Genomic DNA, 22164 nt, shown 5'->3' on the forward strand with positions numbered 1-22164 from the left:
GTAGGACGTTGCCAGGCAAAGCCCATTTGGTTTTTTAAATTTTTTCCTGAATTTTCATGATGGCCCCTTGGTCAAGTGGTTAAGACACCTCCCTTTCACGGAGGTAACACGGGTTCGAATCCCGTAGGGGTCACCAAGTTATTTTCGTTAGAAAATAACAAGAGTTTTTTTCACGATAGCAAAAATAACTTTCCTTTCGGAACGGCGAAAAATAACTTTTTCAATAATATGGAGGATTAGCTCAGCTGGGAGAGCATCTGCCTTACAAGCAGAGGGTCGGCGGTTCGATCCCGTCATCCTCCACCAAAGTTTTTTCACGAAAGTGAAAAAAACTTCCCAATAGTGCCGGTTTAGCTCAATTGGTAGAGCAACTGACTTGTAATCAGTAGGTTGGGGGTTCAAGTCCTCTAGCCGGCACCAGATTTTTTTCTCAGTAGAAAAAATAAATTTCCTTGTACGAGCCATTAGCTCAGTTGGTAGAGCATCTGACTTTTAATCAGAGGGTCGAAGGTTCGAGTCCTTCATGGCTCACCAAGTTTTTTTGCGAGAGCAAAATAACTTTTAATATGCGGGTGTGGCGGAATTGGCAGACGCACCAGACTTAGGATCTGGCGCCGCAAGGCGTGGGGGTTCGACTCCCTTCACCCGCACCATTTAAATTTGTGCAAAAGTAGTTCAGTGGTAGAACACCACCTTGCCAAGGTGGGGGTCGCGGGTTCAAATCCCGTCTTCCGCTCCAATATTATGCGCCCGTAGCTCAATTGGATAGAGCGTCTGACTACGGATCAGAAGGTTATGGGTTCGACTCCTTTCGGGCGCGCCATTAAATAACGGGAAGTAGCTCAGCTTGGTAGAGCACTTGGTTTGGGACCAAGGGGTCGCAGGTTCGAATCCTGTCTTCCCGACCAGTCGAAGATTACATTAACATGGGGCCTTAGCTCAGCTGGGAGAGCGCCTGCTTTGCACGCAGGAGGTCAGCGGTTCGATCCCGCTAGGCTCCATTTATAGTTATTGAAAATGGCGGTGTAGCTCAGCTGGCTAGAGCGTACGGTTCATACCCGTAAGGTCGGGGGTTCGATCCCCTCCGCCGCTATAAATGAATTTAATGCTAATGTTGTTATTAATGTTAGTGTTTATGGACCCTTAGCTCAGCTGGTTAGAGCAGACGGCTCATAACCGTCCGGTCGTAGGTTCGAGTCCTACAGGGTCCATTTATCTGGAGGAATACCCAAGTCTGGCTGAAGGGATCGGTCTTGAAAACCGACAGGCGGGTTAAACCGCGCGGGGGTTCGAATCCCTCTTCCTCCTCCATCATAATAATGTGCGAGTTGTATCAATTGAACTGCTGCTTGAATTGGCTTCCTGAGATTGATATAGTCCATACAAGCTATGGGCATGAGTTAAATGTAATAATTTTTACTGTCGCGGGGTGGAGCAGTCTGGTAGCTCGTCGGGCTCATAACCCGAAGGTCGTAGGTTCAAATCCTGCCCCCGCAATTAAAGTTAGTTATTTTCAAGAAAAACACTTGAAAAAACTTTGGTCCGGTAGTTCAGTTGGTTAGAATGCCTGCCTGTCACGCAGGAGGTCGCGGGTTCGAGTCCCGTCCGGACCGCCATTTTTATCCCGGTAGTTGACCTACCGTTGTTATAGATGTGTGGCTCAGTAGCTCAGTCGGTAGAGCAAAGGACTGAAAATCCTTGTGTCGGCGGTTCGATTCCGTCCTGAGCCACCTTTAAATGTTATGATTAGTAAGGTCTCTTATATGGAGGGGTAGCGAAGTGGCTAAACGCGGCGGACTGTAAATCCGCTCCCTCAGGGTTCGGCGGTTCGAATCCGTCCCCCTCCACCAATGTTTTTTGCATAGCAAAATAACCAAAGTTTTTTGCGAAGCAAATTTACCAGGTTTTTTTTCACAAAGGTGAAAATAACCATAATGGTGATTGTGGTTCCGACATTCGTGGGTTCGATTCCCATCAGTCGCCCCATTTCATTTTTATTATTGGGCTATAGCCAAGCGGTAAGGCATCGCACTTTGACTGCGACATGCGTTGGTTCAAATCCAGCTAGCCCAGCCAGCCATGCATAAAGGCAGCATAGCCAAGTGGTAAGGCAGAGGTCTGCAAAACCTTTATCCCCGGTTCAAATCCGGGTGTTGCCTCCAATTCTAGTAATGCGGGTGTAGTTTAGTGGTAAAACCTCAGCCTTCCAAGCTGATGTTGTGAGTTCGATTCTCATCACCCGCTCCATATGGGCCTATAGCTCAGCTGGTTAGAGCGCACGCCTGATAAGCGTGAGGTCGATGGTTCGAGTCCATTTAGGCCCACTAGAATTTTTTGCGAAGCAAAATTATTAGAATTTCCATTGTTCCGCAGTAGCTCAGTGGTAGAGCAATCGGCTGTTAACCGATCGGTCGTAGGTTCGAGTCCTACCTGCGGAGCCAATTTTTTATGTCTATGGGGAAGTACTCAAGAGGCTGAAGAGGCGCCCCTGCTAAGGGTGTAGGTCGGGTAACCGGCGCGAGGGTTCAAATCCCTCCTTCTCCGCCATAATATGCGCCTTTAGCTCAGCTGGATAGAGCATACGCCTTCTAAGCGTACGGTCAGAGGTTCGAATCCTCTAAGGTGCGTAAAATAGCAATGAAGAACAACACTTAAAAAGGTTGTTCTTTTTTGTTTGTCCCTAAGGACAAAAAGACCGATAAATAGTGTAAGAAAATTATGTTTTATTGCTTTTGTAAACATTAATAATAATTTTAATCGTACCTGAATCAGCTTTATCTATACCGATAATAGTACGAATAGGAGGAAATCATGCTCGTGCAGTTCTAACTTAGGTATCTGTGTTAAGATAAAATCTAGTTGAGATTTTTCAAATGGATTAATAGGTAAGTTTTTTAATAGAAGGAAGTGTGTTTATTATATCTTGCGCATTAGTAATAGACGACAATACTTTGAATAATTTACGTGCTGACTGTGAAAATTGCTTTGGTTTGTGCTGCGTGGCACTGCCTTATGCAAAATCAGCCGATTTCGCCTTTGATAAAGACGGCGGGACTCCTTGCCGTAATTTACAATCCAATTATCTATGTGGCATACATAATGACCTTCGAAATAGAGGGTTTCGTGGCTGTTCGGCTTATGAATGCTTTGGGGCTGGTCAAAAGGTATCTCAACTCACATATAATGGAAAGGATTGGCGTTTAAACCAGGATGTTGCTCAAGAGATGTTTGTTGTATATCCAATTATGCAGCAACTTCATGAGATGCTATGGTACCTATATGAAGCACTAACTACAGATGCTGCAAAGTCAATCTATAAAGAATTAAATGAAAGTCTTGTTGAGACTGAAGAACTTGCCGGTAAAAGTCCAAAGTTCATATTGAGCATCGATGTGAATCAACATAGAGATAAGGTAAACAAGCTGCTGATTCGTACAAGTGAGTTGGTTCGTGCTCAAGTCACTAAAAAGCATAAAGATACACGTCGCGGAATGGATTATTTAGGGGCAAAGTTGAAAGGAGCCGATCTAAGGGGCTCAAATCTTAGAGGCGCCTTACTAATTGCTGCAGACCTTAGAAACGCAGACCTTAGATGGAGTGATTTCATCGGAGCGGATTTTAGGGATACGGAAATCAGTGGAGCAAATCTTACTGGGAGTATTTTTCTTACCCAGGCCCAAGTGAATGCAGCTAAGGGGAATAAACGCACTAAATTACCAGCCTCATTAGTGAGGCCAGCCCATTGGAGCTAAGAAGATTAATTTTTTAGGAGTATAGCTATAAAGAAATATACTTGAATTTTTATATTAAGTAAGCCTAAAATATAAGAATGGAAAATTTACAACGATATTAATTTGATAAAGTAGGGAAAATACATGATTGCAAAAACAGAAGAAGATATAAAAGCACTAAAAGAAATCGGCAAAATTTGTGCCGAAATAAGAGATGAATTGGTAAAAAGAACAGTACCTGGTATAACTACAAAGGAACTAGATGATTTAGCGGGCCAGCTTTTCGAAAAGGCAGGGGCAATCTCAGCACCAAAGGGTGAATATGACTTTCCTGGATATACGTGTATTAGTGTAAATGAGGAAGTAGCGCATGGAATTCCCGGGAAAAGAGTTATAAAAGAAGGAGACATCGTAAATATTGATGTATCTGGTTCTAAAAATGGCTATTTCGCCGATACAGGTATCTCATTTGTTGTCGGTGAAGGGGAAGAGATATTAACAAAAATCTGTGATGTTGCAAAATTAGCATTTGAAGCAGGTCTAAAAAAGGCAAAACCTGGTTCAAAGAAAAGCGGGCTAGGGAAAGCTGTTATTCAAACGGCACGTCAGCATGGTTTAACAGTTATTATGAATTTAACTGGTCATGGAATCGGTCGGAGAATACATGAAGCGCCAGATCATATTTATAATTATCATGACACCTGGGATGACGAACTTTTAAAGGAAGGAATGGTAATTGCATTCGAACCTTTTATCTCAACCAAGGAAGAGGAAGTTTTTCAAGTTGAAGGTGATGACTGGACCTATGTGACTGAGGAAAGTTATGTTGCACAGTACGAACATACGATCATCCTTACAAAAAACGGACCGATCATTACAACCTTATAATAATAGGCAAAAAAGCGGATTCCCAAGGGATCCGCTCTATTTTTACTGTCCAGCTCCAGCGCCCTAGCGGCTAGTGTCCTTCGCTCTCCGCCCTACGATAAGTCGACATCGAATCGCCTCCGGCTCTTCGTGTTTCCTTTATCTCAGTTGGAGCGCTCCAGGCCATACGCCGCTGACCAGGGCGCTTGCGCTTTTCTTATTCTTTTGTAAATTTCAATGTACTTCTTACTGTGTTAATTGGACGCACTAATTTTTCAATTTGGTCACGTTTTGGTTCAAAAAATGGTGGTAGTGATAACTTTTCACCAAGCGTTTCATATGGTTCGTCTCCCATAAATCCAGGGCCATCTGTTGCAAATTCAAATAAAATCTGAGGGGCAACTCTAGCATAAAGAGATCCGAAAAAGTAGCGATCGACAAAACCTGAAGTTTGGAAGCCGAAGCGACGCATTTGTTGATCCCATTCGTCTAGTACAGAACGATCCTCCACACGGAATGCAGCGTGATGGACTGTTCCGAAACCTTGGCGTGCAGGTGGAAGAACTGCATTATATTCAACCACAACTTGGGCACCATTTCCTCCTTCACCCACTTCAAATAAATGAAAGTCACCTTCTTGCGCAATTTCTTTAAAGAGTAATACCTTTTCCATCATTTCTTTAAAATAGTCAAAATTAGCAATCCGAACAAAAATGGGACCTAAACCTGTTATGGCATATTCTAATGGAATCGGACCATTTTGCCATGGTACACCGGCAGCCACACCCTCGTTATTTTCATCCGAAATTAATTGATAGTGTTGGTCATCAAAATCAACGAACGAGATTGTTTTTTTACCAAATTGTTCTTTAATCCCCGAATGCTTTATCTCCAAACGATCAAAACGATTTACCCAATAATCTATCGCCCTATCGTTAGGAACTCTAAATGAGGTTTTTGAAATCTCATTTGTTCCATGCACACCTTTTGGAATGCCAGGAAAATCAAAAAATGTCATATCAGTTCCAGGGCTGCCGGTGTCGTCTGCAAAAAACAAATGATAGGTTTGAATATCATCCTGGTTTACAGTCTTCTTAACCAACCGCATACCTAAAACAAAAGTAAAGAACTCATAATTCTTCTCTGCACTGCTTGTAATGGCTGTTACATGGTGTATTCCTTTTAAATTGTTCACGTTTATACCTCCAATAAATGTATTCCACTATATTCCCGTTATCGCGCTAATAAATCATTTGGAGTTACTTGTAATCCCTCGGATTAAAATATCTCTAATTCGAGATAAATATATCATGGGAACGATATACTGTCAATTTCTTGGTCTATCTTTTGTTCTTATATTTTTCACATTTCATACGTTAATTTCCACATTAATGATGTTAATCACAAACAGGCTGATGAAAAGGTGTTATTTTAACTATGAGATTAATTATCATTACCAATTTAAAAATAAACCATTTGATAGGAGAATCCTGATGAGTGAATTCATAAATAATCGTGAACTACGTTCAAACAATCCAAATAAACGCCAAGCAATATTAAAACAAATCTTTGAGGACCTTCATGCTGGAAAGAATGTGGCCGAGGTCAAAGCACATTTTGATGCATTTATCGGAAAAATCACCATTGATGAAATTTCACAGCTTCAACATGATTATGGAAGTCTTTCTGTTGAGGAAATGCACCAACTACATGCTAAGCACACAGAAATTTTTAAAGATTCTATTGAAGAAATTGAAAAAACCAATAAGCCTGAGGAAATTCCTGGACATCCTATCCATACTTTCATTTTAGAAAATAGAGAGCTCGATAAGCTTGCTAATATCACTATCCAAGGGGATTTAGGGGAATTTGTTCAGGCAGATAGTCCTGAAAATGTGCTTAAGCTCATAGAAGATATCAATTTGCTTCATGATATCGATAAGCACTATAGCAGGAAAGAAAATTTGATTTTCCCTTATTTAGAAACGTATGGCATTTTTGGACCCACTACGAACATGTGGCGTATTAATGACTTTATTCGCGATGCGATTAAAGATGCAAGGCAGAAATTAACATCTTATAATGGAGATAAACAGGCAGTAATTGAAGTATTAAATTTTGTTATTCAAGAAGTTACGACCATGATTTATCGCGAGGAAAACATTCTCTTTCCAATGGCATTAAACAATTTTACGGAAGATGAATGGGTAAAAATTGCCCGTGAAAGTGATGAAATCGGGTATTGTCTAATAGCACCTGAAGAGGTGTGGAAACCAGAAAGGCACGCGTTAGATGAAAAGGCAATTTCTGAAGGTTATATAAAGATGGAAACCGGGATTTTATCATTAAAACAGCTTGAACTTTTGTTAAATCATTTACCTGTCGATCTCACATTTATTGATCAGGATGATGTTGTTCGTTATTTTTCACACGGAAAAGAAAGAATCTTTGCTCGAACAAAAGCAGTTATTGGACGTACGGTCCAAAATTGTCATCCACCAAGAAGTGTCCATGTTGTAGAAGAACTGTTAGCTGACTTTAAAGCAGGCAGGAAGGATACCGAAGATTTTTGGATTAAGTTCCGTGATAAATATGTGTATATTCGTTATTTTGCCGTTAGGGATGAGAATGGAAAATACATTGGAACACTTGAATTTACGCAAAATATTGATCCGATTCAAGCAATAGAAGGAGAAAAGAGGATAATGTCTTAGTAAAAGAACCATCATACTATGAACGCATGGGGAGATCCATGCGTTTTTTTAGTAATGTTCATCTGCAGTTTTGTATTTAAGGGGTATTTTTCTAGCTATCAAATCAAATACTATGACAGATATTCCAGTAATATCGCTTTTCAGAGTATCCAAATCCTAACTATTGAGGTGATTCATTGTGAGTTATCAAGATAATTTGGATCCACAGTCTCAAAAGTTTCACCATAATTGGACACGTCCTAAGCGTGTTACCACTCAGGTAAATGGGCAAACACAAAGATCTCAACATAACATTATATTGAGATCAAACGCAAAGGCACATAGGTGGTAAGGATATTTCTGAATAAAAGAAAGAAGACGAAAATGTCTTCTTTCTTTTTTGTCTATAATGTTTGTAAAGCAAATTAGTACTTTAGCAGGATATTGAATAATTAGCAATAATAGTAAATTTGACTTTTTATATACCAAAAAAACAGTTCACATAGAGGTATATCTGGCAGGCTATAAATAATTGGTATAATAACAAAGAAAGCGCTTCAATTTTTACAATAAAAATAAAGTTCTGAAATATTAAAATAATATACTAGACTAATAACGAAAAAAGTACTACAATAACAAATGTAATCAATTAATTTACCTAGTAAACAAAATTCATGGGTCAAAGAAGATACTAAAACTATGAAAAATAGTATCTGAAAATTCATTCAAGGGGGAAAATTCCATGAAAAAGAAATTAGCAAGTGTGTTTATGGCTTCAACCATCTTTGCAGGTGTGTTGGCTGGATGTGCTGGTGGCGCAAAAGAAAGTTCTGGCAGCAATTCAGATACAATTAAATTGGGAGTAAACATGGAGCTTTCTGGTAATGTTGCTTCTTATGGTGAATCTATGGCAAAAGGTATAGAAATGGCTGTAGATGAGATTAATAAAAATGGCGGCATTGATGGCAAGAAATTCGATGTAATCAAAGTTGATAATAAATCTGAAGCAGCTGAGGCTACGAACGGCATTATTAAGCTAACAAGCCAAGATAAAGTCAATGCTGTTATCGGTGCAGCAACAAGCGGAAATACAGTAGCTCAAGCACAAATTGCAAATGACACGAAAACAGTTCTACTTGCTCCAGGTGGTACAAGCCCATCTGTTACAGTAGATGATAAGGGTAAAGTAAGACCATTCGTATTCCGTACTTCTTTCATTGATCCGTTCCAAGGAACTGTTGCAGCTAATTTTGCTTTAAATACTTTAAAAGTAAAAGACGCTGCAATTTTAGCAGACAACTCAAGTGACTATGCAAAAGGTTTATCCGACGCTTTCAAGCAAACATTTGATGAAGCTGGCGCTAAAATCGTTGCCGAAGAAGCATATGTAGCAAAAGACACAGACTTCAGGGCTACATTAACAAGAATCAAAGCAAAAAATCCATCGTTCATCTTCATTCCTGGTTATTATGAAGAGGTAGGATTAATTGTAAAGCAAGCGCGTGAATTAGGTATTGATGTTCCGTTAGTAGGAGCAGATGGCTGGGATTCTCCAAAGTTGGTTGATTTAGCTGGTGCTGAAGCTTTAAATAATACTTACCTAATTAACCATTACTCTTCTGAAGATCCAGATGAGAAGGTACAAAAATTTGTTACAGCTTTTAAAGAAAAGAACAAGGACCAAGCACCAAACGCATTCAATGCACTTGGCTATGATACAGTTTACTTTTTAGCGGATGCCATTGAGAGAGCAGGCAGTATCGATTCAAGTAAAATTCAAGCAGAATTAGAAAAAACTAAAGATTTAAGCCTTGTTACTGGAGTATTGTCAATTGATGAAAATCATCATCCGATTAAAACAGCTACTATTTTAGAATATGTAGATGGAAAACAAGTGTTTAACACAAAAGTAAATCCTTAAGAGTACTGACAAGTAGAATGGAAGGATAACCTTCCATTCTACTACTTTTTATAGAGTGAAACTGGAATTAGGAGTGATTACGATGGAGTGGCTACAACAATTGATAAATGGAATTTCACTCGGTAGCATCTATGCCTTAATCGCATTAGGCTACACCATGGTATATGGAATTATAAAATTAATTAACTTCGCTCATGGTGACGTTTTTATGGTAGGTGCTTTCGTCGGGTTTTATGCGATTAAGGGATGGGGTCTAGGATTCTTTCCAGCATTGTTATTATCAATGACTTTTTGTGCCGTATTTGGAGTTTTAATTGAAAGAATTGCCTATAAACGTCTTCGAAATGCAACGAGAATTGCTGCCTTAATAACAGCAATTGGGATGTCGTTATTAATTGAATACGGTGTTATCTATGCTCGAGGTGCACAGCCGGAAGCGTATCCAGACAATGTTTTACCGAGCACAAGCTTTAACTTATTTGGTGCACAAATTAGCAGCCAGTCTCTGTTTATCCTATCAGTATCGGTTGGGCTAATGATTATTCTTCAATTTATTGTTCATAAAACAAAAATTGGGAAAGCTATGCGTGCTGTTTCACATGATATGGATGCCGCCCGTTTAATGGGTATTAATGTTGACAGAACGATTTCTTATACCTTTGCCATTGGTTCAGCATTAGCTGGGGCAGCAGGTGTAATTTTTGGGGTATATTATACGAAGATTGAGCCATTGATGGGAATTATCCCAGGATTAAAGGCCTTTGTTGCCGCTGTATTAGGTGGAATTGGTATTATTCCTGGAGCCATGGTCGGTGGACTTATTCTAGGTGTGGTGGAGTCAATCGTCAGTGCAATGGGCTTCTCTTTATGGAGGGATGCCGCAGCGTTTATCATTTTAATCCTTATTCTCATATTTAGACCTTCAGGCATTTTTGGGAAAAATACGAGAGAGAAAGTGTAGGTGAGATAGACAGATGAAAAAAATGAATAAATTCTGGCTATTTCTCATATTAGCAGCAGTAGTGTATGTAGTTGGCCAGGGCTTAATCCAAACAGGAATTTTAAATGCTTTTTATAATAATATGCTGATTCTCATGATTATTAACATTATTTTGGCTGTAAGCCTTCATTTGGTTATCGGAATAACCGGTCAATTTTCAATTGGACATGCAGGATTTCTTGCTGTTGGAGCATATGTTTCAGCCATTATTACCATGAAGTTTGAATTACCTTTCGTTTTAGCGATTATTATCGGTGGAATTGTAGCCGCTCTAGCAGGTTTGCTCGTTGGTATTCCTTCTTTACGGCTGAGAGGGGATTATCTAGCTATTGCAACTCTAGGATTTGGTGAAATCATTCGAATTGTATTCTTAAACATTGAGTATGTTGGCGGGGCGTCTGGTATGATGGTTTCAAATATGACCACTTGGACTAGCGCATTTATATGTCTCGTTATCACCGTTTTAGTAATAGCGAATTTTACGAACTCGCGGCATGGCAGAGCATGTATTGCCATTCGAGAAAATGAAATCGCAGCGGATGCGATGGGAATTAATACTACGTTTTATAAAGTGGCGGCTTTCGCGATCGGTTCCTTCTTTGCTGGAATCGCCGGTGGGTTATTTTCTCATAATTTTTATATCATCCAGCCATCCAATTTCGGTTTCTTAAAATCATTTGATATTTTGATTTTTGTTGTTCTAGGCGGCCTTGGAAGTTTGTCAGGCTCCGTAATTTCTGCGATCCTATTAACGATTGTTTCAACTTACTTACAGCAATACCCTGAAACTCGGATGATTATATACAGTCTTGTATTGGTTGTTGTGATGTTATACCGTCCTCAGGGTCTAATGGGTACGCGTGAAATAACTGATTTCTTTGGTAAGAAGAAAATGGCGAAAGGGGGAAATTAGTGTGGGAGCTTTACTTCAGGTTAAAGAGGCTGGGATCCAGTTCGGAGGCTTAAAGGCTGTTTCAGGCTTTAATATGGAGCTGAACCAAGGTGAATTGGTTGGATTAATCGGTCCGAACGGTGCAGGAAAAACGACGAGTTTTAATCTGCTAACCGGTGTTTATGTACCAACTGAAGGTGAAATTTTGTTTGAAGGGAAAAGGATTAACGGGCTTGCTCCGTACCAAGTAACAAGGAAGGGCATTAGCCGTACGTTTCAGAATATCCGCCTTTTCAGCGAATTATCTGTTTTAGATAATGTTAAAGTCGCCTATCATTCTTTAGCTAAACATTCCATTCTAAGTTCTATTTTCCGTCTGCCTGTGCATTTTTCTGAGGAAAAGGTGATGGAGGAAAAATCACTAGAGTTCTTAAAGATTTTTCAGTTGGACCGTTTTAAGGATGAAAAAGCAAAGAATTTACCATATGGTCAGCAAAGAAGACTAGAAATTGCCAGAGCGTTAGCTGCGGGTCCAAAATTATTGCTGCTCGATGAGCCGGCTGCCGGAATGAATCCGCAGGAAACGCATGAACTAATGGAACTAATCGCCTTTATCCGTAAACAGTTTGATTTAACCATTCTCTTAATTGAACATGATATGAACCTAGTAATGGGTATTTGCGAACGAATATACGTATTAGACCATGGACAACTGATTGCCGACGGTACTCCTAATGATATCCGAAATAATCCAAAAGTAATTGAAGCATACCTAGGAGAGGAGGTATCCAGCGATCATGCTTAACGTGAATGGAATTAATGTTTATTATGGAAACATCCACGCTCTTAAGGGTGTTTCTTTAGAAATAAATGAAGGTGAAATTGTTACACTGATTGGGGCAAATGGAGCAGGAAAAAGTACACTTCTTAAAACATTGTCTGGGCTATTAAAGCCGAAGACAGGAACCATCGAGTACTTAGGCAGCTCCATTTCAGGTAAGGCTCCACAATCGATTGTTAAAGCGGGTATCTCTCATGTTCCTGAAGGCCGACGAGTATTTGCAAATATGAGTGTAGAAGAAAACCTTGAATTGGGTGCCTACATCCGATCCGATAAGAAAGAAATTAGACAGGACATCCAACGTGTATACGATCTTTTTCCGAGACTGCATGAACGCAGGAAGCAGTTATCGGGGACATTATCAGGTGGAGAGCAACAAATGCTGGCGATGGGCAGAGCGATTATGGCGAAACCGAAGCTGCTTTTGCTAGATGAACCTTCTATGGGTTTGGCTCCGCTCATGGTCAAAACCATTTTTCAAATTATAGAGCAAATAAACCAGGATGGAACAACGATTTTGCTCGTTGAACAAAATGCGAATATGGCATTATCGATAGCGAATCGAGCTTATGTAATTGAAACAGGCCGGATTGAAATCTCAGGTACAGCTGCTGAATTACAAGCAAGTGAAGAAATTAAAAAGGCCTACCTTGGTGGATTATAGTAGTACATCGATTGCTTAAGTTCTTATTTCAAAAGTAAAAATTCGTGTAACACGAAACTCCTTTTAAACGACTATTAAGATAGTTGAATTAAAAGGAGTTTTTTATGATGCCAATCAAAAAAATGATGATAGTTTTAGTAGTCGGGCTTTTAACCGCTTGTGGTACTGGAAGTAATTCCAATGACAATTCTAATGGCGGGGAAAGTCAGAACCAAATAGAATACCCAAAACAAAACGAAATTGCAGCAAATTTCTTTTCATCCATAGAAACAATTGAGGAAAACAACTCAATCATCGTCAACTACAAAGTTAAGAATATTTCAGGGAAACAGGTAAAACTAACGTTTCCTAGCGGGCTTCAGGCTGATTTCATTGTCTATGATGAAGAGGGAAAAAAGGTAAAACAATATTCTGAGGAAGTTATGTCTACGCAGGCAATCAAAGAGGTTATCATAGAAAATAATCAAGAGATTCAAAACAGTTTTACCATCTCAGACCTATATAATGGGCGCTTCAAATTGGAAGCATTTTTAACCGCTAAGGAAGAGCAGGCAAGGGTCGTTATAGATTTAATTGTTGAAAAATCATTGTTTACAAAAATTTCTGGCGTATATGTTGGCCAAATAGACCCTCATTCTATTGAAGTAGATATAAAAGGAGAAAAGACAGCATTTCAACTAAAAGAAGAGGCCATCAATCAATTGCCATCATTAAAAGAAGGCAGCGAGGTCACTTTTGTTTATTCAGAAAAGGATAGTCAAAAGACAATCGAGAAGTTTTCTATACAATAGATCTTTTGTTAAAGGAGGGGGGAACCTTCCTTTTTTATTTATCTTTGTATATAACACTTAAACTTGCCGCAAAATATCATTATGAAAATTTTAGGAGTTGGCAGGTTTGGGAAAAAAGGGAACACAAATTCCAGTTAAAGAAAAGTTTGAAGATAATATTGATTATTTAATAAAAGAATTACGGATTGGTAAAAGCTTTGATGTCATCCATCGACCTCTAGTGTATGGTGGACTGAAGTTTGGGATGTTCCAAATTGATGGTTTCGCAACCGCAAATATCCTATTGTTAATTATGAAGGAAATTGAGAAGCGCAAACCAGAGGATTTTGAAAACAATCCCATCGATAAGCTTTTTAAAACGTTCATTCCACATGTCGAGGTTAATACGTCAGACGATTTAGAAGAAGCGATTGCACAAGTCCTTGCAGGTCAGACTGCCATCGTGGTTGAAGGCTGTCAGCAAGTGATTCTCATTGATGCACGTGAATATCCGATTCGTTCTCCTCAAGAACCTGATATTGAACGTGTGGTACGAGGACCGCGCGATGGTTTTGTAGAAACCATTGTATTTAATCTAGCATTAATTCGAAGACGAGTACGGGACCGTTCTCTCATCAATGAATACATACAGGTAGGGCAACGCTCAAAAACAGATATTGCTTTAGTGTATATTGATAGCCTTGTCGATATGGACAATGTGAAAATGTTAAGAAATGAGCTTGAGAAAATATCGGTTGATGGTATTTCAATGGGGGAAAAAACCATTGAGGAATTTGTTTTTGGCAGAAATTATAATCCCTATCCACTTGTTCGATATACTGAAAGAGCTGATACGAGTGCTGTTCATTTAATGGAAGGCCATGTGCTTATCGTTGTCGATGGTTCACCTAGTGTGATGATATGTCCATCTACCTATTGGCATCATTTGCAGCACGCAGAAGAATATCGCCAAAAACCAATTGTTGGAGTCTTTTTAAGATGGGCTCGTTTCATAGCGGTGTTGGCTTCCCTATTCCTGTTACCTTTTTGGTATACATATGCAACAAATGAACAATTGCTTTCCGACCGCTGGAAGTTTATTGGGCTGAAGGAACATGGTGAGATTGGGTTAATCTGGCAGTTTCTTATCGCTGAAGTAGGTATTGAGATTTTGCGGATGGCAGCCATACATACCCCAAATGCTCTCGCAACAGCTCTTGGTATCGTTTCGGCGATTATTATTGGAGAAGTAGCTGTACAGGTAGGGATATTCACCCATGAAGTGGTCCTTTATGTAGCTGTTGCGGCAATTGGTACGTTCGCAACACCTAGTTATGAATTGAGTCTTGCCAATCGAATATTCCGTGTATTCTTTTTGATTATGGTTGCCCTCCTTAAGGTTCCTGGTCTTGCCATAGGAATTACGGTATGGATTATCTTGCTTGCGAGAACGAAAAGCATGAATACGCCTTATTTATACCCGTTTATTCCGTTTCATCCAAGGGACTTTCGGATTATGCTGGCTAGAACCCCAATCCCGCTTAAAAACACTAGAGCACAGGTATTAAATGTACAAGATAGAAGCAGGCAGTAGATCATAAAGCCTCTTCATCTAAAATATCTTGTTTTTATTCTCTTAACCGGCAATAGTAAAATAAGCGGAGAATTTCCGGTTATTTGAAAAATGAGCTCGTTTCGTGGAATATAAGCGGAGAATTTCCGGTTATGCCATGCAAAATCTCCCACTTTTATGTTTTTTTTATAAATTAGCGGAATTTCTCCGTCTATTATTCATAGCGGGCTCTTTCCCAGAAACTTGACGTATGCAAATTCATACGTCAATTCTTGTGTCTTTTTAATAAGAAAGCACCCAAAAACGGAACCTCTTATTTACCTAGGTAAAAGGCTTTTTTCCTGGAAGGAACCTTAAGATGATTTCACACCGATAAATATAAAACTCACACCAAGAGCAATCCAGACGAATTTCATGATCGATATTTTTTCAACGAGCCCTATTAATCCAATTGAGGTAGTCAACACTAATATAATTGGACCGATAAGAGCTAGTGAAGAGTTCACCATAAGGGCTTTTTCAACCGTATTAAATTTGATCATAAGGATGGCTGCAAATATTTCAATGCTGCCAGAAATTAAGCGTAAAAAAGCCATTCCAAGTACAACTTTTTCAATAATAATAAACATAATGACCTCCTGATCTTACCATTTCTTTCATAAGTATATGTTTGAATTTCCAGGAGAAGGACAGGTTTTTTATTCTTATCAAAAAAAGAACATGGTTGAACCCATGTTCTCTTAAATAAGTTTGACTCCGCTAATTAAAATCATGATGGCCATAATGGTTCTTAATGGTTTCGCTGGGAATTTTGAAGATAGCGTACTGCCAATTAATACTCCTGGAATTGAACCCATAAGAAGGTTTAAAACCAGAAAATAATCCACATTGCCTATTCCTGCATGCATGAATCCTGCCGCGGTTACTAATAAAAACGCATGTGCTATATCGGTACCGACAAGCTCTGAAGGGGTCATTCTGTACAGATAAAGCATAGCTAACGCAAACAATGAACCAGAACCAATAGAAGTTAACCCAACAATAAAGCCTAATACAACTCCTATCAAAATGGTTAAAGCCTTTTTTTCATGAAGTGGCTTTTTCTGAAGAGAGTTCTCTTCTATTTTATTTTTGGCGAACGTTTTAATAAGGGTAGTCAATGCTACCAAGATTAAAACATACCCCAAAGCATGTTTGATGACCTCCTCTTGGTTATGAAAAAAAGAATCAAATAGGTGGAGAATCCCAACAGCACATATAGCACTTGGGATACTTCCGATTGCAAGATATTTGACCAAAGTAAGGTTTATGGTCTTTTGCCTCCAATGTTGAAAGGAGCCAAAAAGCTTGGTGATTGAATTATAAATCAGATCTGTTCCTACTGCGATAGATGGACTAAACCCTAATAATATCAAGATCGGTGTCAAAAGCGCAGCCCCGCCAACACCTGTTAAACCAACCATAAAACCAATAAATAGCCCCATTAGAATGATACCGATACTCATTAGGCCACACACTCCATATTTGTCTAACTGCTTAACAATAAATTATGAAGTAGTTAAATGCCTTGCTACTACTGCCTAGACCCAAATTAAAAAGAGGACACCCGTAGGTACCCTCTAATGTCTATTCTTCCTCTTCTTCTTCTTCTTTTAGCTTAATTTTCTTACACCCGACATACAAACAGGAGAGAATATCAAGATCCGGCTTTGCTTTGGCTAATCCCTTTATGTAAGGTGTGACTAAATCTTTGAAGTCTGACCCTACTTCCTCATCCTCTAATATGCCATAAACATATAATTTCTTATCGTTAAAAAGAAAAGCTACATTTCCTACTCCCTTGTTTTTGGAGTTAACCACATTAAGTACCTGATATTCCGGTGTAATAACCTCAGGCGAAAAATATATTTGCACTTCTATCTACTCCTTTATCGCAACTTTTCTTAGGTGAATTGCAATTTTTCAAACAGTGAGTCACTTTCATTTTCCTCTGATGGTTTCGGTTTGGCTACGTGAATGAGAATCATGCATAGTAAAGCCGCTAACAATGTTAGACCCGCTGTTATTAAAAACATCCCAGAACGTGACCATGCCATTAAGGAACCAAACACAGGGGGACCAATTGCAACCCCGAGAAATCTTACGGATCCATACAGTGAGGTAACGAATCCCCTTCGATCGGTTGGAACAGACCCAGTAATAAAACTATTAATACATGGAAGAACAAGTCCCGTACCAATACTGCTAACACCAAGTACTGCAAAGAAGGGAACTAATTTCTTAAAGAAAATCAATGACGCAAAGGATGTTGTCATTAGTAATAACCCTAAGATAATCAGGGTTTTCATCAACTTCATCTTCTTTCCAATTTTAGCGCCGGTTATATAGGATGTTATCGTCATGATTAAAAGAGGTATGGCTAATATACTCCCTTTTAAAACACCATCAATTTGATAATCTTTTTCTAATATATCTGAGATATAAAATAAAATACCAAAGAGGGTAAATAAACAGGTTGCGCCAGTTAAATAGGCGGCGAATAACCAGCGTCCTTCTGTTTTGAATACAGACACCAGACCTTTAACATATTTGCCAACCGGAGGCGGTTCCTTTTTGGTTTTTTTCTCTTTAATGAAAAAGATGGTTAACAAACAAGAAATAGCACAGAAAATAGGAAAGGCGAAAAATGCCGCATACCAAAAGAGTAAGGCAAGAAGAGAGCCAATGATAGGGCTGATTACCTTTCCAAATCCATTAGAAGCCTCAACTAACCCCAAAACTTTACTTTGTTTCCCGCCTTTAAATAAATCCCCTGTTAATGCCATGGCGATTGGGGCTGTACCTGCAGCACCCATTCCTTGCATGATTCTCCCAGCAAGGATCCAGGTATACGCATTGTCAAACCAGGCTGCAGCAGCACCTGCCAAGAGACCTCCACTCCCATACAGAATGAGAGAAGGGATGATAATCGCCTTGCGGGAAAACCGGTCGGATAAATAGCCTAACACAGGTATAGAAATAGCTGCAGCAATCGAAAATGCTGATATGACTAAACTAACTTGGAATTGTGAAATATCAAGTTCAGATTTCATCTTCGGTAGTACGGGAATAAGCATCGAGTTCCCTAAAACAAGGATGAGTGGAATCGAACCGATTGCAAGAATCGTCAAACCATTATTTTTTTGCTTCGACAAGGATGTTCACCCCTAACCTTAAGAATAAGCCTTTTTATTGTTTACATTTGGGGTCAGAGTTTATGCAAGACAAATGCCCAATTTCTACCATATAGGCACTAAATTCTACACATTCACCTAATTATTGAATAATCTATCCTAGAAAAAAAGAGGAGGCGCTTCTTCTATGGATTTTTTAACACTGCCAGAAAGGACGTCAGGAAATAGAACATATGGCTTGACTTCGGTGATTGATTTCGGAACTCCGATAGGTGAGTTGAAAAATATTTTATCTGATTATGGCTATATCATTGATATCGCAAAAATTGGAATTGGGTCTGCCTATATTACACGAAACATTGAGAAAAAAATTGAACTATATAAGCAATATCAAATTAAACCTTATTGTGGTGGAACCTTGTTTGAGAAATGTTTTTATCAAAATAAAATCCCTGAATATTTATCATTTTTACGTAATTTAGGAATTGAATGGATAGAAATATCAAATGGAACGCTGGATATTCCTCTACAAAAACGCCTCCAATTGATTTCAAAAATCAAGAAGAATTTCCATGTCATTGCAGAGGTTGGATCAAAAGATTCAACGATTGAAATGTCCATATTAGATTGGAAGGAAGAAATCTGTTTATTATTAAATGCTGGTTGTGACTACGTCATTACGGAAGGCAGAGATTCAGGTACTTCAGGAATTTATGAAAGAAGCGGGACGATAAAATCAAATTTAATCCAGGAACTGGTTAAAGATATAGATACGAAGAAAATTATTTTTGAAGCCCCAACATCTAAGCAGCAAATGTATTTTATTAAAGAAATTGGAACGAATGTGAATTTAGGAAATGTAAAGCTTCAAGACGTTTTAGTGTTAGAGACACAACGATGTGGTCTAAGGAGTGAAACCTTTTATTTGGAGGAAGATGAATGCAAATTACTATGATCAGACACCTTCCAACAGAATGGAATAAAAAAACCTGGCTTCAAGGGAGAAGGGATATCGGTCTATCACAAGTTTCAGATGAACAGGCAAAGGGAATTGAGATGAATCAGAAAATACTCGATGAATTAGCCCCCTTTGACCTTGTCATTGCAAGTACACTACAACGAACGCACCAAACCGCTGCACTCTATGGTTATTCGTGTGAAGCAGATGGGTTAGTAGATGAATTGGATTTTGGACCTTTTGAAGGGATTCCAAAAAATGTGCTGATTGAAAAGCATGGAAACATCTGGATTGAAAACCCAAAAGAATTAGTACTAGGGGAAAGTTTGCAGAATTTAGAAGACAGAATTGTACAATTTTTAAATAAATATAGTGAGTTTTCAAACCTATTGGTGTTCGGTCATGGTTCATGGATTCGAGCAATGCTTTCGTATGCGAAATACGGAGATATAAACAACATGAACAAGGTAGAGGTCTTAAACAATTCATGCCATACCTTGATAATGAATCCTCGGGTTAAAAGAGAAAGGGAGTGCTGAGGATTGTCTGAAATGTTAACGTATGAAAATTGGAATGAGGATAAGATCGCCTCTTTTATGGATAGCAAGCCAGACTTTATGGATGTCATAAAATGGGGTTATCGTGAGTACGGTGAGGATATTGTATATGCATGCAGCTTTGGTGCAGAAGGGATTGTTTTGATTGATTTAATTTCAAAGGTAAAGAACAATGCAAAAATTATCTTCCTCGATACGGAACTGCATTTTTCAGAGACCTATGAGCTAATTGAAAAAGTGAAAATACGATATCCATCTCTACAAATAGAAATGGTTAAACCTCAATATTCCTTGAAAGACCAAGCAAAGTGGTATGGAGAGGAGCTTTGGAAGCATAATCCGAATCTTTGCTGCCATATGAGAAAAGTAGTTCCTCTTAAGGAAGCTTTAGGGGAAGTAAAGGCATGGATTTCCGGTTTAAGGAGGGAGCAATCGCTCACAAGGAGGAACACCCAGTACCTGAATAAAGATGATAAATTCCATAAAATCAAAATTTGCCCTCTTATCCATTGGACCTCAGAAGATATTATGACCTACATTCAGTTAAACAAGCTGCCCTATAACCCATTACATGATAAAGGCTATCCAAGCATAGGCTGTGCTCCTTGTACCAAGCAGGTTTCCAACAATGGTGATTCTCGTGCTGGACGATGGGCCGGACAATCAAAAACAGAATGCGGACTTCATGAATCATAAGAATATTTTATTGAAAAATATACATGCTGATTCAGGAGGCAAAAGGAGGGGAAGGATTTGAGTAGTAGTGTACCACATGGTGGTAAGTTGATCAATCGTATAAATCATGATGAACACATAGATGTATCACGGAATTTTGTCCTGCTCGATAATCTAGAATTAAGTGATTTAGAATTAATTGCAAATGGCGCGTACAGCCCGCTAGAAGGTTTTATGGGAAAAGCGGACTATGAATCGGTGGTTCAAAATATGCGCCTTTCAAGCGGTCTTCCGTGGTCGATTCCGATTACGTTAGCAATCGATAAGAACAAAGCCATGGAATTAAAGGTCGGGGAAACCATCAACTTAATTCAAGATGATACCGTTTATGGTGTAATGGATTTGGAGGAAATTTATATTCCAGATAAGATAGCAGAAGCAGAAATGGTTTATAAAACCACAGACATAAATCACCCAGGTATAAAAAAACTTTTTAACAGAAGTGAACTCTATATTGCTGGGCCGATTACGTTGGTAACCAGAAGTAAAAAGAGTATGTTTGAACGTTATTATTTGGACCCGATTCAAACGAGAGACACTTTTAATCATTTAGGTTGGAAAACGGTGGTAGGATTTCAAACGCGAAATCCCGTTCATCGAGCACATGAATACATTCAAAAAACAGCACTAGAGACTGTTGATGGGTTATTTTTGAATCCGCTAGTGGGTGAGACTAAACCAGATGATATCCCTAGTGAAATAAGAATGAAAAGCTATCAAGCGTTACTTGAAAATTATTATCCAAAGGATCGAGTTTTCTTATCGGTGTTCCCAGCCGCTATGCGATACGCGGGTCCTCGAGAGGCTATCTTTCATGCGATTGTTCGAAAAAATTTCGGTTGTACTCATTTTATCGTAGGAAGAGATCATGCAGGCGTAGGAAATTATTATGGAACGTATGATGCCCAAAAAATATTTAGCAACTTTGAAGAAGAGGAACTAGGAATTAAACCACTATTCTTTGAACATAGTTTTTATTGCAATAAGTGTGAGAATATGGCGTCTAAAAAAACATGTCCGCACGATTCAAGGCATCACGTAATTTTATCTGGTACAAAGGTAAGAGGTATGCTAAAAAACGGAGAAATGCCGCCCAAAGAATTCAGCCGGCCGGAGGTAGTGGAAATTCTTATTCAAGGTATGAAAGAAGTTTATACCTTCGAAGAAAAACCAAAGGGTGTCGGAAATGAAAAATAGTAATCATATTACTTGGCATCATTCAAGTGTTACGAAAAAGGACCGCAATCTTTTGAGTGGCCACAAGAGCTGTGTTCTTTGGTTTACAGGACTATCCGGATCGGGAAAGTCAACATTAGCGAACGCGGTGGATTATGCATTGTTTCGAAATGCTTTAAGGAGTTATATATTAGATGGTGATAACATCCGCCATGGATTAAACCGGGATCTGAGGTTTGGACCGGAAGACCGGAAAGAAAATATTCGAAGAATTGGGGAAGTGGCAAAGTTATTTGTCGACAGTGGTCAAATCGTTTTATCTGCCTTTATTTCTCCCTTTCGAGAGGATAGAGAACTGGTACGGAACATGTTTGAATCGGATGAGTTTATTGAGGTTTATGTGAAATGTCCAATCCAAGTTTGTGAAGATAGGGATCCAAAAGGGTTATATAAAAAGGCGAGGAAGGGAGAAATTCCAGAGTTTACAGGAATATCCTCTCCATATGAAATGCCGAGCCACCCTGAAATTGTTATCGAATCAGACAAAATGTCAATTGAGGAATCAGTTGAGAAAATTATAGCCTATCTCCAAGATAAGAAGATTCTTTAATGG

Annotated in this window: 21 protein-coding genes and 23 tRNA genes; 39 read left to right on the forward strand and 5 right to left on the reverse strand. The window is 39.0% G+C overall.

The features are described from left to right. The first annotated feature begins 61 nt into the window (after positions 1-61). The 25 genes from V7108_RS20640 (at position 62) to map (ending at position 4619) form a co-directional block, all read left to right on the forward strand. A tRNA-Glu gene (locus V7108_RS20640) sits at positions 62-136 on the forward strand. 94 nt (positions 137-230) lie between these two features. Then, a tRNA-Val gene (locus V7108_RS20645) sits at positions 231-306 on the forward strand. A gap of 38 nt (positions 307-344) precedes the next feature. Further along, a tRNA-Thr gene (locus V7108_RS20650) sits at positions 345-420 on the forward strand. Positions 421-458: 38 nt separating this feature from the next. Then, positions 459-534, forward strand: a tRNA-Lys gene (locus V7108_RS20655). 34 nt (positions 535-568) lie between these two features. Next, a tRNA-Leu gene (locus V7108_RS20660) sits at positions 569-653 on the forward strand. An 11-nt stretch (positions 654-664) separates the two neighbouring features. Continuing rightward, positions 665-739 (forward strand) — tRNA-Gly (locus V7108_RS20665). Positions 740-746: 7 nt separating this feature from the next. Continuing rightward, positions 747-823, forward strand: a tRNA-Arg gene (locus tag V7108_RS20670). Positions 824-831: 8 nt separating this feature from the next. Next, positions 832-908: transfer RNA gene (locus V7108_RS20675), tRNA-Pro, on the forward strand. A 20-nt stretch (positions 909-928) separates the two neighbouring features. Then, positions 929-1001: transfer RNA gene (locus tag V7108_RS20680), tRNA-Ala, on the forward strand. A gap of 18 nt (positions 1002-1019) precedes the next feature. Next, a tRNA-Met gene (locus tag V7108_RS20685) sits at positions 1020-1093 on the forward strand. 44 nt (positions 1094-1137) lie between these two features. Beyond that, positions 1138-1211: transfer RNA gene (locus V7108_RS20690), tRNA-Ile, on the forward strand. Between the two features lie 7 nt (positions 1212-1218). After that, positions 1219-1311, forward strand: a tRNA-Ser gene (locus V7108_RS20695). A 112-nt stretch (positions 1312-1423) separates the two neighbouring features. Beyond that, positions 1424-1497, forward strand: a tRNA-Met gene (locus tag V7108_RS20700). A gap of 42 nt (positions 1498-1539) precedes the next feature. Then, positions 1540-1616 (forward strand) — tRNA-Asp (locus V7108_RS20705). A gap of 41 nt (positions 1617-1657) precedes the next feature. Beyond that, a tRNA-Phe gene (locus V7108_RS20710) sits at positions 1658-1730 on the forward strand. Positions 1731-1765: 35 nt separating this feature from the next. Beyond that, a tRNA-Tyr gene (locus V7108_RS20715) sits at positions 1766-1850 on the forward strand. 151 nt (positions 1851-2001) lie between these two features. Continuing rightward, positions 2002-2076, forward strand: a tRNA-Gln gene (locus tag V7108_RS20720). Between the two features lie 12 nt (positions 2077-2088). Continuing rightward, a tRNA-Cys gene (locus tag V7108_RS20725) sits at positions 2089-2162 on the forward strand. 11 nt (positions 2163-2173) lie between these two features. Further along, a tRNA-Gly gene (locus V7108_RS20730) sits at positions 2174-2247 on the forward strand. 3 nt (positions 2248-2250) lie between these two features. Then, a tRNA-Ile gene (locus V7108_RS20735) sits at positions 2251-2324 on the forward strand. Between the two features lie 42 nt (positions 2325-2366). Beyond that, positions 2367-2441: transfer RNA gene (locus tag V7108_RS20740), tRNA-Asn, on the forward strand. A gap of 15 nt (positions 2442-2456) precedes the next feature. Then, a tRNA-Ser gene (locus V7108_RS20745) sits at positions 2457-2547 on the forward strand. A 6-nt stretch (positions 2548-2553) separates the two neighbouring features. Beyond that, positions 2554-2627 (forward strand) — tRNA-Arg (locus tag V7108_RS20750). Positions 2628-2918: 291 nt separating this feature from the next. After that, positions 2919-3752, forward strand: coding sequence for a pentapeptide repeat-containing protein (locus V7108_RS20755; protein ID WP_335514945.1), 834 nt, complete (start codon positions 2919-2921; stop codon positions 3750-3752). A 123-nt stretch (positions 3753-3875) separates the two neighbouring features. Further along, positions 3876-4619, forward strand: coding sequence for a type I methionyl aminopeptidase (gene map / locus V7108_RS20760; protein ID WP_335514943.1), 744 nt, complete (start codon positions 3876-3878; stop codon positions 4617-4619). A gap of 196 nt (positions 4620-4815) precedes the next feature. Here the strand turns inward: map and V7108_RS20765 are convergent, their stop codons facing one another. After that, on the reverse strand, positions 4816-5793 hold the full coding sequence (locus tag V7108_RS20765) for a ring-cleaving dioxygenase (protein WP_335569302.1): 978 nt from the start codon (positions 5791-5793) through the stop codon (positions 4816-4818). 298 nt (positions 5794-6091) lie between these two features. Here V7108_RS20765 and V7108_RS20770 point away from each other — a divergent pair, with 298 nt between their 5' ends. From V7108_RS20770 to V7108_RS20810, 9 genes are all read left to right on the forward strand, one after another. Next, positions 6092-7312, forward strand: a complete 1221-nt coding sequence (locus V7108_RS20770) for a DUF438 domain-containing protein (RefSeq protein ID WP_335569303.1) — start codon at positions 6092-6094, stop codon at positions 7310-7312. Positions 7313-7490: 178 nt separating this feature from the next. Continuing rightward, the gene (locus tag V7108_RS20775) at positions 7491-7643 is read left to right on the forward strand and encodes a YpzG family protein (protein WP_335514934.1); all 153 of its coding nucleotides are present in this window, start codon (positions 7491-7493) and stop codon (positions 7641-7643) included. 390 nt (positions 7644-8033) lie between these two features. Then, a complete protein-coding gene (locus tag V7108_RS20780) occupies positions 8034-9212 on the forward strand; it encodes an ABC transporter substrate-binding protein (RefSeq protein WP_335569304.1) in 1179 nt (392 codons plus the stop codon). A gap of 82 nt (positions 9213-9294) precedes the next feature. Further along, on the forward strand, positions 9295-10173 hold the full coding sequence (locus tag V7108_RS20785; RefSeq protein WP_335517301.1) for a branched-chain amino acid ABC transporter permease: 879 nt from the start codon (positions 9295-9297) through the stop codon (positions 10171-10173). A gap of 13 nt (positions 10174-10186) precedes the next feature. Continuing rightward, a complete protein-coding gene (locus V7108_RS20790) occupies positions 10187-11125 on the forward strand; it encodes a branched-chain amino acid ABC transporter permease (RefSeq protein WP_335517304.1) in 939 nt (312 codons plus the stop codon). Between the two features lies 1 nt (position 11126). After that, positions 11127-11909, forward strand: a complete 783-nt coding sequence (locus tag V7108_RS20795) for an ABC transporter ATP-binding protein (protein ID WP_420489105.1) — start codon at positions 11127-11129, stop codon at positions 11907-11909. Next, on the forward strand, positions 11902-12609 hold the full coding sequence (locus V7108_RS20800; protein ID WP_335569305.1) for an ABC transporter ATP-binding protein: 708 nt from the start codon (positions 11902-11904) through the stop codon (positions 12607-12609). Before V7108_RS20795 ends, V7108_RS20800 begins: the two co-directional genes overlap by 8 nt. Positions 12610-12716: 107 nt before the next feature. Continuing rightward, positions 12717-13400, forward strand: coding sequence for a BsuPI-related putative proteinase inhibitor (locus V7108_RS20805; RefSeq protein ID WP_335569306.1), 684 nt, complete (start codon positions 12717-12719; stop codon positions 13398-13400). 106 nt (positions 13401-13506) lie between these two features. Then, on the forward strand, positions 13507-14973 hold the full coding sequence (locus tag V7108_RS20810; protein ID WP_335569307.1) for a spore germination protein: 1467 nt from the start codon (positions 13507-13509) through the stop codon (positions 14971-14973). A gap of 332 nt (positions 14974-15305) precedes the next feature. Here V7108_RS20810 and V7108_RS20815 read toward each other — a convergent pair whose 3' ends face one another. The 4 genes from V7108_RS20815 to V7108_RS20830 all read right to left on the reverse strand — a co-directional run bounded on the left by V7108_RS20815 (position 15306) and on the right by V7108_RS20830 (position 18146). Next, on the reverse strand, positions 15306-15581 hold the full coding sequence (locus V7108_RS20815; RefSeq protein WP_335569308.1) for a YqhV family protein: 276 nt from the start codon (positions 15579-15581) through the stop codon (positions 15306-15308). 111 nt (positions 15582-15692) lie between these two features. Beyond that, the gene (locus V7108_RS20820; protein ID WP_335512360.1) at positions 15693-16457 is read right to left on the reverse strand and encodes a sulfite exporter TauE/SafE family protein; all 765 of its coding nucleotides are present in this window, start codon (positions 16455-16457) and stop codon (positions 15693-15695) included. A gap of 121 nt (positions 16458-16578) precedes the next feature. Beyond that, positions 16579-16866: a hypothetical protein gene (locus tag V7108_RS20825; protein WP_335512359.1), complete on the reverse strand. Its 288-nt coding sequence runs from the start codon at positions 16864-16866 to the stop codon at positions 16579-16581. 29 nt (positions 16867-16895) lie between these two features. Then, on the reverse strand, positions 16896-18146 hold the full coding sequence (locus tag V7108_RS20830; RefSeq protein ID WP_335569309.1) for an MFS transporter: 1251 nt from the start codon (positions 18144-18146) through the stop codon (positions 16896-16898). 166 nt (positions 18147-18312) lie between these two features. On the opposite strand from V7108_RS20830, the gene V7108_RS20835 reads away from it, so the two are divergent. The 5 genes from V7108_RS20835 to cysC are packed head-to-tail and all read left to right on the forward strand — an operon-like array spanning position 18313 to position 22161. Continuing rightward, positions 18313-19080 (forward strand): phosphosulfolactate synthase, encoded by a 768-nt coding sequence (locus tag V7108_RS20835; RefSeq protein ID WP_335512357.1) that lies wholly within the window; start codon positions 18313-18315, stop codon positions 19078-19080. Continuing rightward, positions 19065-19622: a histidine phosphatase family protein gene (locus tag V7108_RS20840; RefSeq protein ID WP_335512356.1), complete on the forward strand. Its 558-nt coding sequence runs from the start codon at positions 19065-19067 to the stop codon at positions 19620-19622. Before V7108_RS20835 ends, V7108_RS20840 begins: the two co-directional genes overlap by 16 nt. Before the next feature lie 3 nt (positions 19623-19625). Further along, on the forward strand, positions 19626-20336 hold the full coding sequence (locus V7108_RS20845) for a phosphoadenylyl-sulfate reductase (RefSeq protein WP_420489046.1): 711 nt from the start codon (positions 19626-19628) through the stop codon (positions 20334-20336). A gap of 57 nt (positions 20337-20393) precedes the next feature. Continuing rightward, on the forward strand, positions 20394-21572 hold the full coding sequence (gene sat / locus V7108_RS20850) for a sulfate adenylyltransferase (protein WP_335512355.1): 1179 nt from the start codon (positions 20394-20396) through the stop codon (positions 21570-21572). Beyond that, entirely contained in the window at positions 21562-22161 is a 600-nt protein-coding gene (gene cysC / locus V7108_RS20855; protein ID WP_335512354.1) for an adenylyl-sulfate kinase, read from the forward strand. Before sat ends, cysC begins: the two co-directional genes overlap by 11 nt. Positions 22162-22164 lie beyond the last annotated feature (3 nt).

Source organism: Neobacillus vireti, from assembly GCF_036962345.1.
Taxonomy (GTDB): domain Bacteria; phylum Bacillota; class Bacilli; order Bacillales; family Cytobacillaceae; genus Neobacillus; species Neobacillus vireti_A.